Consider the following 13288-nt stretch of genomic DNA (forward strand, 5'->3'; position numbering starts at 1 on the left):
GAATTCTCTTTTAAGAAACGGTCAAGTTATAAAAAGCATAGGGCGGATGCCTTGGCACTAAGAACCGATGAAGGACGTGGTAAGCTGCGAAAAGCTTTGGGGAGCCGCAAGCAGGCGTTGATCCAGAGATATCCGAATGGGGAAACCCACATACGGCAAACCGTATGTATCCTATGGTGAATACATAGCCATAGGAAGGGAACCCGGTGAACTGAAACATCTAAGTAGCCGGAGGAAGAGAAAGAAAAATCGATTCCCTGAGTAGCGGCGAGCGAAAGGGGAACAGGCCAAACCAGACTGGCTCTGCTAGTCTGGGGTTGCGGACCGATATAAGGGTACAAGTTGATAGCCAAATACCGCTGGGAAGCGGAACCGTAGAAGGTGATAGTCCTGTAGGTGAAATCAACGAATATCTGATCGGTATCCAGAGTACCATGGGACACGTGAAACCCTGTGGGAAGCCGGGAGGACCATCTCCCAAGCCTAAATATTCCTTAGTGACCGATAGCGCATAGTACCGTGAGGGAAAGGTGAAAAGAACCCCGGAAGGGGAGTGAAATAGAACCTGAAACCCTATGTTTACAATTGGTCGAAGCACGTTAAAGTGCGACGGCGTACTTTTTGTAGAACGGGCCAACGAGTTAAGGTGTGCAGCAAGGTTAAGGACTTCAGGTCCGGAGCCGAAGCGAAAGCAAGTCTGAATAGGGCGAATTAGTTGTATGCTTTAGACCCGAAACCGGGTGACCTATCCATGAGCAGGTTGAAGCGGGAGTAAAATCTCGTGGAGGACCGAACCCATATACGTTGAAAAGTGTTGGGATGACTTGTGGATAGCGGTGAAATTCCAATCGAACTCGGAGATAGCTGGTTCTCCCCGAAATAGCTTTAGGGCTAGCCTCAAGGAGAGTATCGCGGAGGTAGAGCACTGACTGACCTAGGGGCGTTTATACGTTACCAAAGTTTATCAAACTCCGAATGCCGCAGATATATACTTGGGAGTCAGACTGTGTGAGATAAGTTTCATAGTCGAAAGGGAAACAGCCCAGACCGTCAGCTAAGGTCCCAAAATATTAGTTAAGTGGGAAAGGATGTTGGACTACACAGACAACCAGGATGTTGGCTCAGAAGCAGCCATTCATTCAAAGAGTGCGTAATAGCTCACTGGTCGAGTGGTCCAGCGCCGAAAATGTCCGGGGCTCAAACTAATTACCGAAGCTACGGCTTGTATCTTTAGATACAGGGGTAGGGGAGCATTGTATGTGGGACGAAGTCGTACCGGAAGGAGCGGTGGACTGCATACAAGAGAGAATGTTGGCATGAGTAACGAAAGCGAAGTGAGAATCTTCGCCATCGGAAGCCTAAGGTTTCCTGAGGAAGGCTCGTCCGCTCAGGGTTAGTCGGGACCTAAGCCGAGGCCGAAAGGCGTAGGCGATGGACAACTGGTTGATATTCCAGTACCACCTTAGATTGTTTGAGAGATGTAGTGACACAGAAGGGTAGGTAGAGCACACTGTTGGTTATGTGTGTCTAAGCAGGTAGGCTAGTGTGCAGGCAAATCCACACACTATTAGGCCGAGACGCGAATGCGAGGGAAATTTAGTACCGAAGTCGCTGATCCCACGCTGTCGAGAAAAGCTACTATTGAGAGATAAGGTGCCCGTACCGTAAACCGACACAGGTAGGCAGGAAGAGAATTCTAAGATGATCGAGAGAACCATTGCTAAGGAACTCGGCAAAATGACCCCGTAACTTCGGGAGAAGGGGTGCCCTTGAGAGTGAAGTCATACGACGTAAGCTTTTGAGGGCCGCAGAGAAAAGGCCCAAGCGACTGTTTAGCAAAAACACAGGTCTCTGCTAAGTTGAAAGACGAAGTATAGGGGCTGACGCCTGCCCGGTGCTGGAAGGTTAAGGGGAAGTGTTAGCGGTAACGCGAAGCACAGAACTTAAGCCCCAGTAAACGGCGGCCGTAACTATAACGGTCCTAAGGTAGCGAAATTCCTTGTCGGGTAAGTTCCGACCCGCACGAAAGGCGTAACGATTTGGGCGCTGTCTCGGCAATGGACTCGGTGAAATTACAGTACTCGTGAAGATGCGGGTTACCCGCGGCAGGACGGAAAGACCCCGTGGAGCTTTACTGCAGGCTGGCATTGGATTTTGGTATAATATGTACAGGATAGGTGGGAGACTTGGAAGCCGGAACGCCAGTTTCGGTGGAGTCGCCCTTTGGATACCACCCTTATTATACTAGGATTCTAACCATAGGCCATGAATCTGGTCTTGGGACATTGTCAGTTGGGCAGTTTGACTGGGGCGGTCGCCTCCAAAAATGTAACGGAGGCGCTCAAAGGTTTCCTCAGCACGGTCGGAAATCGTGCGTAGAGCGTAAAGGTAAAAGGAAGCTTGACTGCGAGAGCTACAACTCGAGCAGGATCGAAAGATGGACTTAGTGATCCGGCGGTACCGAATGGAAGGGCCGTCGCTCAACGGATAAAAGCTACCCCGGGGATAACAGGCTTATCTCCCCCAAGAGTCCACATCGACGGGGAGGTTTGGCACCTCGATGTCGGCTCGTCTCATCCTGGGGCTGAATTCGGTCCCAAGGGTTGGGCTGTTCGCCCATTAAAGAGGCACGCGAGCTGGGTTCAGAACGTCGTGAGACAGTTCGGTCCCTATCCGCCGTGGGCGCAGGAAATTTGAAAGGAGTTGTCCCTAGTACGAGAGGACCGGGATGAACAAACCGCTGGTGCACCAGTTGTTCCGCCAGGAGCATAGCTGGGTAGCTAAGTTTGGAAGGGATAAGCGCTGAAGGCATCTAAGCGCGAAGCCCCCCTTAAGATTAGATTTCCCATCACTTTATGTGAGTAAGACCCCTTGAAGACTACGAGGTTGATAGGCTGGAGGTGTAAGGGCAGCAATGTCTTTAGCTGACCAGTACTAATAGGTCGAGGACTTGATCAGATTAGAAGAGAGTTTTAAAGCGGATGATTCTTGTTGAGTTTTGAGAGAGCAAATAAGCTTTCTTGACAAAAGAATCTGGTGACGATAGCAAAGAGGACACACCCGTTCCCATCTCGAACACGGAAGTTAAGCTCTTTAGCGCTGAAGATACTTGGTGGGAGACTGCCTGGGAAAATAGGACGTTGCCAGTTTCTTTTTTATGACGCGGGGTGGAGCAGTTGGTAGCTCGTCGGGCTCATAACCCGGAGGTCGCAGGTTCAAGTCCTGTCCCCGCAACCATTATTTTCATAGTATTAAATCTGGTGACGATAGCAAAGAGGACACACCCGTTCCCATCTCGAACACGGAAGTTAAGCTCTTTAGCGCTGAAGATACTTGGTGGGAGACTGCCTGGGAAAATAGGACGTTGCCAGTTTTTTTAATTTGTACCTGTAGCTCAGCTGGATAGAGTGCTTGACTACGAATCAAGAAGCCGGGGGTTCGAATCCCTTCAGGTACACCATCTAAAGACGATCATTGGATCGTCTTTTTTAGTATCTTCTATTCGGAGAAGTGATTTTGTTTTCGTTAGTTAAGAAGATAGAGTACTATTCTCATGGAGCCATTGCAATATAGGGAGAATAGCAGAGCATAATAGAGAGATTACGAATTGTAATGGCGGGCAGGAGACTTGAAAATAAGAAGTAAGGGTATTGAAACTTGATCAGAAGAGTGAAAAAAGCGTGGTTTTAGGCAATCAGAATTTTCTGATTGCCTTTTGTAAAAAACGATCTAATTTTTAGCTAGGCATCTGATTGATATCAAACACGATTAGACAAATCTGGACCTGCGTCGAGTTGAAATGCAATTGTCATAGCTACTTTAAAATATGCTGTAGACTATGCCACCAAAAAGTCCGCACAAGATCATGGTGTGGATCGGGCTGAATTTCCACTTGCGTAAAGCCAAGAAGCCGGCTGAAAAGAGTAACAAGTTGAGAAGGTTTATATTTTTAAATCCAGAGAAAATTTTTGATTCTCCAAAGATAGCCAACAGGAAAATTGTAAATCCTGCCGAGGCGATTAATGCAACGACGGCAGGCCGTAGTCCGCTTAGTGCTCCTTTAATCCAAAAAAGTTCGCTATACTTTGAATATACATAAGCCAGAAGTGAAACGATGATGCAGGAAGGCAAGATACAGCCCGCGGTAGCGATTATCGCACCGGGTAATCCGTATAGTTGCATGCCTACAAAGGTTGCTGAATTTACAGCGATTGGGCCGGGTGTCATTTCAGCGATTGTGATCAAATCGGTAAATTGGGTCATGGTCAACCAGCCGTGTTTTACAACGATTCCCTCTTGAATGAGGGGAATTGCGGCCATGCCGCCACCGAAACTGAAAAGTCCAATCTGGAAAAAAGCCTTAAAGAGTGCTGCTAAACTCATGAGAGGCCTCCTTTTTTAGGATAAGACGTGCTTCTCTGATGATTCCAATCACTGCGCACACTCCGATGATGGCCATAACATTTATGCCGAAAGAATAGGTGGCAGCAAAAGCCAGGACCATGATTATCGAGGAAATATAGTCTTTCTTTTTTATGATTGTACTTGCTAAGTTGGTAACAACATCAGCGATCACAGCGGCAACACCTGCCTGCATGCCCATTAGAACGGCACCGACTAGGGGGTTGCTGCGAAAGGCTTCATAAAAAAAGAAGAGTACTGAAATAATGATGAGCGGTGGAAGGATTGTACCAAAGATGGCCGCAAGTGCACCGGGAAAACCGGCGATTCGAAAGCCCACAAGAATAGAGCCGTTTACAGCAACGGCACCTGGAGCCGATTGGGCGATTGCTGTGTAGTTTAGCATTTCTTCTTCTTCCATCCAGTGCAATTCATCTACGAATTTCTTTTTCATTAAGGAGATGATGACATATCCTCCGCCAAAGGTAAATGCACTAAGATAGAAGGTGGATGTAAATAGCTTAAAAAGTTTTTTCATAGTAATCCTCCAACTGTTATTGATCAACATAATTCTATTACTTGACGGTTCATAAGTATAATAATATTATCAATGTATATACATAACGATAATGATATGGATGGAGGCTATTTGTGAATATACGCGCAATGAAAATTTTTATTGAAGTATGTGACTGCGGGAGTATGACGAGAGCAGCGGAAAACTTGTATATGGCTCAACCAGCTGTTAGTCGAGCTATAGCTGAGCTTGAGGCATATTATGATACAAAATTTTTTGAACGGATTTCAAGAAGACTTGAAATTACAGAAGCGGGTAAGGTGTATTATTCAGATTCTATTAATATACTGGGTTTGATTGATCGCCTCGATCTGCATATGAAAAATATAGACAATGTGGGCACCATTCGGGTAGGCACGAGTATAACGATAGGCACTAAGCTGTTACCTGACATTATTTCGCGGTTTGCAAAAGTATATCCGGAAATAAAAGTAAAAGCCGTTATTGAGAATTCCTATACCATTGAAGAGATGGTTCTAAATAACAAGCTCGACTTGGGAATCATTGAAGGAAGTACGCACTTTGATCATATATTCTATGAGGATTTTCGACCCGATTATATGAGTTTTATATGCTCTCAGAGCCATAAATTTGCAAACAAAAAAATCGATTCTGAAGAGCTGAATGGTTGTGACTTTCTTTTGCGAGAAGAGGGAAGCGCAGGGCGGGAACAATTTGAGTATTTAAGGACGAATGGTAATCTAAATGTGAATACCCTATGGCAGAGTGCGAGTACAAAGGCAATTATTAGTGGTGTGCAAAAGAACATCGGGATTTCATTATTGCCAAGACTTCTTGTGGAAGACAGTATCGCAAGTGGGGAAGTCTCGGAATTCGTGGTAAAGAATGTAGAAATTAAGCGATACTTTAAGGTAACCTATCATAAAAACAAATTTTTCACTCCTGCACTGAAATACCTAAAAGATCGTGTTATTATGGGTAAATAGAAGAACTTCCTCCTCAAGAGTTGAAATGAGTGTGGTTCTTCGGTGCAATTATGCGGTTTCGAGAAATAAAGAGAGAGATTTAGCGGCACATTTTACGGTAATTCGGTAAATGACGTGGCAATCTGCGGGGAGCTTATTTGGTGAGGTGTTAAATCCGTGCACGAAAAGGATTAACTGGATCGTACAGTGTTAGATGGTAAGAAGGCTGAAATAGATATCGAGCTACACTTTTCCTATACGGTATTGAATTTGTTTAGGGTGCTGGCTCTTTAGAAGAAGGCGTTTTTTTATTGAAAGCTATTGGGAAAAAGTGGTCTTGCATGATCTACCAGTGTCTTGCATTCAATTCTACAAGCGATGCTCAACGAGTATGATTTAGGGGTATGGGGGGAGAATATGGGGACCGAATGTTTGAAGTCTTGTACATGAATGGAAAAATCCATTCATGCAGAGAGTTAAATAAAAAGACAGACATTTAGAAAAGGAGGGGATTAAATGAAAGGAAATTTGCGAGTAAAAAAAGGAGATGCGATTGGTATTTTTTCGCCATCGTCACCCATTACGGCAACTTCTCCTAAGCGCTTTCATCGGGCAAAGCAATTTCTTGAAAATGAAGGGTTTGAAATTATAGAGGGAAATTTGACTGGAAAACAGGATGGCTATCGTTCCGGCTCGATTCAAGAGAGGGCAGAAGAGTTAAATACATTGATTCGTGATCCAAAGGTGCGGTGCATCATGTCGACAATTGGGGGCATGAATTCTAATTCATTATTGCCATATATTGATTATGAAGCTTTTCGACAGGATCCAAAGATTGTGATTGGATATTCGGATGTGACGGCAATTCTATTGGCAATCTATGCAAAGACAGGGATCACGACCTATTATGGTCCGGCGCTAGTCGCTTCCTTTGGTGAGTATCCGCCCTTTGTTGAGGCTAGCTTTCGATATTTTGAGGAAGCCGTTATGGGGCAAGTCAATGGCATTCGAACCTTGACAATGCCTGAGACGTGGGCTGAAGAGTATATTCCTTGGGAGACCCAGGATAGAAGTAAGCAAGCACAAGCCAACCGATGGATCACGGTGCAAGCAGGAATTGCGACTGGCCGATTGATCGGTGGGAACCTCAATACCATGCAGGGAATTTGGGGAACTGAGTATATGCCGGAGATCAAAAAAGGCGATATTTTACTGATTGAGGATTCATTGAAATCAGCAGCAACCATAGAACGTGGGTTTTCCTTGTTAAAAATCAGTGGGGTGCTAGATCGTGTGGGCGGTATTCTTTTAGGAAAACATGAACTCTTTGACGATTTGGGGACAGGCAGGAAGCCTTACCAGATTTTGATGGAAGTGTTAGGCAAGCGAAAGATTCCGATTTTGGCAGATTTTGATTGCTGCCATACCCATCCCATGATAACCGTGCCCATTGGTGCGGAGATAGAATTGGATGTAACGAGTCAAAAGGTGACGATCCTTTCGGATTAAGAAGAAATATTCCTTCTATATAAAGGAAGGAAGTATTTGATGCATTGCACCTAGGTTTGAGGAAGGTAAATGATGGAAGAAACTTTGTGTTATATAGGTCGAAAACTAAATGATCATCATATTCGCTGGGCTGTTGGCGCTTCGGTAATGCTCCATCAGCTCGGACTCATAGAACATCCTCAGGACGTCGATATTCATGTAGCCACTGAAGACATCGATAAGGCTGACGAAATTTTTCAAAGCATAGGTCAAAAGCAACCGAAAAAAAAGACCAAGCAATATTCAACTCAATTCTTCTATCAGTACAAGGTGAATGGAGTGGATATCGATGTCATGGCTGGACTGGCAATCAATTGTGCTGACGGAATTTTTCAACATGTCTTTGATCAACAGTCAATTTCACAAGTGATTAGCAAAAGGGGTGTAAAGATTCCCTTTGCAGCTTTAGAAGATTGGTTTGTTCTTTATCTATTGCTTCCCAAAAGGGAAGTTAAAGTTGAAATGATAGAAAACTATTTACAATTATATGGCCTACAACATCCATTCTTGTTGGAGCGAGCTTTACGTGGCTACATACCGAAAGAGGCAAGAGAAAGAGTAATCCGCTTATTAGGTCGCGATAAAGTGTAGAAAAAATTAAAAAGATAAGAGGTAGACTTTGGAAAAATTGCAAGGAACAGCTGTGAGACGGCATTGGTTTATGAAAGAGGAAGTCACATGCTAAACACTAGATCAAGTGGATGAAAATTAATTTGTGGATGAAGAAACACTAGGAGCGGGTGAATGAAATTTTAGTACTCAGCTGGGTGAAATATCTGTAAATTCTGCCTATAAAAAGAATCGAGGAAACGTGTTGACAGGGGGTGGATCCTCTGGTAAGATAGGTAAGCAGTCAAGGAAAATGACTGGAACAAAAACGCTGAAATGCAGGTAACATCAAGGTTTCAGCAAAAAACTCGAAAATGAATTCTTCTGGAAGAAGAAAACAGATTTGAGAAAAAAAGAAAGATTAGCTTGACAGAGCCTAAGGGTTATGGTAAACTAATCAAGTCGCCAAAGAGCGGCAATGATCTTTGAAAACTGAACATGACAGCCTCGAATTTGACCTTTTGGTCAATGAAGAAGTAACAAGAAATACGCTAAATCAAGCAGTAATGCTTGGTTGGTAAAAGCACCCTTAGGGGTGGAAATATTTTTACTGAGAGTTTGATCCTGGCTCAGGATGAACGCTGGCGGCACGCCTAACACATGCAAGTCGAGCGAGAATTATTGGAAGGATCCTTCGGGTGAATGAAGATGAGGAAAGCGGCGGACGGGTGAGTAACGCGTGGGAAACCTGCCCTATACACAGGGATAGCCATTGGAAACGATGATTAATACCTGATAAGACCACAGCATCACATGTTGCAGTGGTAAAAACTCCGGTGGTATAGGATGGTCCCGCGTCTGATTAGCTAGTTGGTAAGGTAATGGCTTACCAAGGCGACGATCAGTAGCCGGCCTGAGAGGGTGAACGGCCACACTGGAACTGAGACACGGTCCAGACTCCTACGGGAGGCAGCAGTGGGGGATATTGCACAATGGGGGAAACCCTGATGCAGCGATGCCGCGTGAATGATGAAGGCTTTCGAGTCGTAAAGTTCTGTTCTTAGGGAAGATAATGACGGTACCTAAGAAGAAAGTCCCGGCTAAATACGTGCCAGCAGCCGCGGTAATACGTATGGGACAAGCGTTATCCGGAATTATTGGGCGTAAAGAGTTCGTAGGCGGTTCTTTAAGTCAGAAGTGAAAGGCAGTGGCTCAACCATTGTAAGCTTTTGAAACTGGGGAACTTGAGTGTTGGAGAGGAAAGCGGAATTCCTAGTGTAGCGGTGAAATGCGTAGATATTAGGAGGAACACCAGTGGCGAAGGCGGCTTTCTGGACAAATACTGACGCTGAGGAACGAAAGCGTGGGGAGCGAACAGGATTAGATACCCTGGTAGTCCACGCCGTAAACGATGAGTGCTAGGTGTTGGGGTAGCGATACCTCAGTGCCGCAGCTAACGCATTAAGCACTCCGCCTGGGGAGTACGGTCGCAAGACTGAAACTCAAAGGAATTGACGGGGGCCCGCACAAGTAGCGGAGCATGTGGTTTAATTCGAAGCAACGCGAAGAACCTTACCAGGTCTTGACATCCCGGTGCCCGGTCTAGAGATAGACTTTTCTCTTCGGAGACACCGGTGACAGGTGGTGCATGGTTGTCGTCAGCTCGTGTCGTGAGATGTTGGGTTAAGTCCCGCAACGAGCGCAACCCTTATCTTTAGTTGCCAGCATTTAGTTGGGCACTCTAGAGAGACTGCCGGTGATAAACCGGAGGAAGGTGGGGATGACGTCAAATCATCATGCCCCTTATGACCTGGGCTACACACGTGCTACAATGGTCGGTACAACAGGCAGCGAAGGAGCGATCCGGAGCGAATCTCAAAAGCCGATCTCAGTTCGGATTGCAGGCTGCAACTCGCCTGCATGAAGCTGGAGTTACTAGTAATCGCGAATCAGAATGTCGCGGTGAATGCGTTCCCGGGCCTTGTACACACCGCCCGTCACACCACGGGAGTTGGTAATACCCGAAGTCGCTGGGCTAACCCTTTTAGGGAGGCAGGCGCCGAAGGTAGGATCGATGACTGGGGTGAAGTCGTAACAAGGTAGCCGTATCGGAAGGTGCGGCTGGATCACCTCCTTTCTAGGGAGAAACGAGACTGTCATGTTCTGTTTTGAGAGATCATTTTTTATGTGATTTCTTTTTTGTTCTTTGAAAACTCAATAAGAATCATCCAAGCAAAAATAAAAAACAAACACAGCACTAGATGTAAATCGAAGTGGGTGAATGTAATTTTTTTGTCTTTAGAATTCTCTTTTAAGAAACGGTCAAGTTATAAAAAGCATAGGGCGGATGCCTTGGCACTAAGAACCGATGAAGGACGTGGTAAGCTGCGAAAAGCTTTGGGGAGCCGCAAGCAGGCGTTGATCCAGAGATATCCGAATGGGGAAACCCACATACGGCAAACCGTATGTATCCTATGGTGAATACATAGCCATAGGAAGGGAACCCGGTGAACTGAAACATCTAAGTAGCCGGAGGAAGAGAAAGAAAAATCGATTCCCTGAGTAGCGGCGAGCGAAAGGGGAACAGGCCAAACCAGACTGGCTCTGCTAGTCTGGGGTTGCGGACCGATATAAGGGTACAAGTTGATAGCCAAATACCGCTGGGAAGCGGAACCGTAGAAGGTGATAGTCCTGTAGGTGAAATCAACGAATATCTGATCGGTATCCAGAGTACCATGGGACACGTGAAACCCTGTGGGAAGCCGGGAGGACCATCTCCCAAGCCTAAATATTCCTTAGTGACCGATAGCGCATAGTACCGTGAGGGAAAGGTGAAAAGAACCCCGGAAGGGGAGTGAAATAGAACCTGAAACCCTATGTTTACAATTGGTCGAAGCACGTTAAAGTGCGACGGCGTACTTTTTGTAGAACGGGCCAACGAGTTAAGGTGTGCAGCAAGGTTAAGGACTTCAGGTCCGGAGCCGAAGCGAAAGCAAGTCTGAATAGGGCGAATTAGTTGTATGCTTTAGACCCGAAACCGGGTGACCTATCCATGAGCAGGTTGAAGCGGGAGTAAAATCTCGTGGAGGACCGAACCCATATACGTTGAAAAGTGTTGGGATGACTTGTGGATAGCGGTGAAATTCCAATCGAACTCGGAGATAGCTGGTTCTCCCCGAAATAGCTTTAGGGCTAGCCTCAAGGAGAGTATCGCGGAGGTAGAGCACTGACTGACCTAGGGGCGTTTATACGTTACCAAAGTTTATCAAACTCCGAATGCCGCAGATATATACTTGGGAGTCAGACTGTGTGAGATAAGTTTCATAGTCGAAAGGGAAACAGCCCAGACCGTCAGCTAAGGTCCCAAAATATTAGTTAAGTGGGAAAGGATGTTGGACTACACAGACAACCAGGATGTTGGCTCAGAAGCAGCCATTCATTCAAAGAGTGCGTAATAGCTCACTGGTCGAGTGGTCCAGCGCCGAAAATGTCCGGGGCTCAAACTAATTACCGAAGCTACGGCTTGTATCTTTTAGATACAGGGGTAGGGGAGCATTGTATGTGGGACGAAGTCGTACCGGAAGGAGCGGTGGACTGCATACAAGAGAGAATGTTGGCATGAGTAACGAAAGCGAAGTGAGAATCTTCGCCATCGGAAGCCTAAGGTTTCCTGAGGAAGGCTCGTCCGCTCAGGGTTAGTCGGGACCTAAGCCGAGGCCGAAAGGCGTAGGCGATGGACAACTGGTTGATATTCCAGTACCACCTTAGATTGTTTGAGAGATGTAGTGACACAGAAGGGTAGGTAGAGCACACTGTTGGTTATGTGTGTCTAAGCAGGTAGGCTAGTGTGCAGGCAAATCCACACACTATTAGGCCGAGACGCGAATGCGAGGGAAATTTAGTACCGAAGTCGCTGATCCCACGCTGTCGAGAAAAGCTACTATTGAGAGATAAGGTGCCCGTACCGTAAACCGACACAGGTAGGCAGGAAGAGAATTCTAAGATGATCGAGAGAACCATTGCTAAGGAACTCGGCAAAATGACCCCGTAACTTCGGGAGAAGGGGTGCCCTTGAGAGTGAAGTCATACGACGTAAGCTTTTGAGGGCCGCAGAGAAAAGGCCCAAGCGACTGTTTAGCAAAAACACAGGTCTCTGCTAAGTTGAAAGACGAAGTATAGGGGCTGACGCCTGCCCGGTGCTGGAAGGTTAAGGGGAAGTGTTAGCGGTAACGCGAAGCACAGAACTTAAGCCCCAGTAAACGGCGGCCGTAACTATAACGGTCCTAAGGTAGCGAAATTCCTTGTCGGGTAAGTTCCGACCCGCACGAAAGGCGTAACGATTTGGGCGCTGTCTCGGCAATGGACTCGGTGAAATTACAGTACTCGTGAAGATGCGGGTTACCCGCGGCAGGACGGAAAGACCCCGTGGAGCTTTACTGCAGGCTGGCATTGGATTTTGGTATAATATGTACAGGATAGGTGGGAGACTTGGAAGCCGGAACGCCAGTTTCGGTGGAGTCGCCCTTTGGATACCACCCTTATTATACTAGGATTCTAACCATAGGCCATGAATCTGGTCTTGGGACATTGTCAGTTGGGCAGTTTGACTGGGGCGGTCGCCTCCAAAAATGTAACGGAGGCGCTCAAAGGTTTCCTCAGCACGGTCGGAAATCGTGCGTAGAGCGTAAAGGTAAAAGGAAGCTTGACTGCGAGAGCTACAACTCGAGCAGGATCGAAAGATGGACTTAGTGATCCGGCGGTACCGAATGGAAGGGCCGTCGCTCAACGGATAAAAGCTACCCCGGGGATAACAGGCTTATCTCCCCCAAGAGTCCACATCGACGGGGAGGTTTGGCACCTCGATGTCGGCTCGTCTCATCCTGGGGCTGAATTCGGTCCCAAGGGTTGGGCTGTTCGCCCATTAAAGAGGCACGCGAGCTGGGTTCAGAACGTCGTGAGACAGTTCGGTCCCTATCCGCCGTGGGCGCAGGAAATTTGAAAGGAGTTGTCCCTAGTACGAGAGGACCGGGATGAACAAACCGCTGGTGCACCAGTTGTTCCGCCAGGAGCATAGCTGGGTAGCTAAGTTTGGAAGGGATAAGCGCTGAAGGCATCTAAGCGCGAAGCCCCCCTTAAGATTAGATTTCCCATCACTTTATGTGAGTAAGACCCCTTGAAGACTACGAGGTTGATAGGCTGGAGGTGTAAGGGCAGCAATGTCTTTAGCTGACCAGTACTAATAGGTCGAGGACTTGATCAGATTAGAAGAGAGTTTTAAAGCGGATGA

Annotated in this window: 5 protein-coding genes, 2 tRNA genes and 5 rRNA genes; 10 read left to right on the top strand and 2 right to left on the bottom strand. The window is 46.6% G+C overall.

All coding sequences use genetic code 11. From position 1 onward, the window contains the following. Nucleotides 1-19 precede the first annotated feature (19 nt). The 5 genes from AC25CA_RS00100 (at nucleotide 20) to AC25CA_RS00120 (ending at nucleotide 3460) form a co-directional block, all read left to right on the top strand. Nucleotides 20-2958: ribosomal RNA gene (locus AC25CA_RS00100) — 23S ribosomal RNA — on the top strand. 74 nt (nucleotides 2959-3032) lie between these two features. Further along, nucleotides 3033-3149 (top strand): 5S ribosomal RNA (gene rrf, locus AC25CA_RS00105). A 12-nt stretch (nucleotides 3150-3161) separates the two neighbouring features. Next, nucleotides 3162-3237: transfer RNA gene (locus tag AC25CA_RS00110), tRNA-Met, on the top strand. A 19-nt stretch (nucleotides 3238-3256) separates the two neighbouring features. Beyond that, nucleotides 3257-3373, top strand: a 5S ribosomal RNA gene (gene rrf, locus AC25CA_RS00115). Nucleotides 3374-3383: 10 nt separating this feature from the next. Next, nucleotides 3384-3460: transfer RNA gene (locus AC25CA_RS00120), tRNA-Arg, on the top strand. Nucleotides 3461-3819: 359 nt separating this feature from the next. On the opposite strand, the gene AC25CA_RS00125 is transcribed toward AC25CA_RS00120, so the two are convergent. Both AC25CA_RS00125 and AC25CA_RS00130 read right to left on the bottom strand, forming a co-directional pair. Then, nucleotides 3820-4383, bottom strand: coding sequence for a chromate transporter (locus AC25CA_RS00125; RefSeq protein WP_486815024.1), 564 nt, complete (start codon nucleotides 4381-4383; stop codon nucleotides 3820-3822). Then, nucleotides 4361-4939, bottom strand: coding sequence for a chromate transporter (locus AC25CA_RS00130; protein WP_486815025.1), 579 nt, complete (start codon nucleotides 4937-4939; stop codon nucleotides 4361-4363). Before AC25CA_RS00130 ends, AC25CA_RS00125 begins: the two co-directional genes overlap by 23 nt. A 113-nt stretch (nucleotides 4940-5052) precedes the next feature. On the opposite strand from AC25CA_RS00130, the gene AC25CA_RS00135 reads away from it, so the two are divergent. The 5 genes from AC25CA_RS00135 (at nucleotide 5053) to AC25CA_RS00155 (ending at nucleotide 13261) form a co-directional block, all read left to right on the top strand. After that, entirely contained in the window at nucleotides 5053-5925 is an 873-nt protein-coding gene (locus AC25CA_RS00135) for a LysR family transcriptional regulator (protein ID WP_486815026.1), read from the top strand. Between the two features lie 495 nt (nucleotides 5926-6420). Continuing rightward, on the top strand, nucleotides 6421-7413 hold the full coding sequence (locus AC25CA_RS00140) for a S66 family peptidase (protein ID WP_486815027.1): 993 nt from the start codon (nucleotides 6421-6423) through the stop codon (nucleotides 7411-7413). 69 nt (nucleotides 7414-7482) lie between these two features. Beyond that, nucleotides 7483-8043: a nucleotidyltransferase family protein gene (locus tag AC25CA_RS00145; RefSeq protein ID WP_486815028.1), complete on the top strand. Its 561-nt coding sequence runs from the start codon at nucleotides 7483-7485 to the stop codon at nucleotides 8041-8043. A 564-nt stretch (nucleotides 8044-8607) separates the two neighbouring features. After that, a 16S ribosomal RNA gene (locus AC25CA_RS00150) occupies nucleotides 8608-10138 on the top strand. A gap of 183 nt (nucleotides 10139-10321) precedes the next feature. After that, a 23S ribosomal RNA gene (locus AC25CA_RS00155) occupies nucleotides 10322-13261 on the top strand. The 16S and 23S rRNA genes sit together here, the layout of an rRNA operon. Nucleotides 13262-13288 lie beyond the last annotated feature (27 nt).

This window comes from Gottschalkiaceae bacterium SANA (assembly GCA_036323355.1).
Taxonomy (GTDB): Bacteria; Bacillota; Clostridia; order Tissierellales; family GPF-1; genus GPF-1.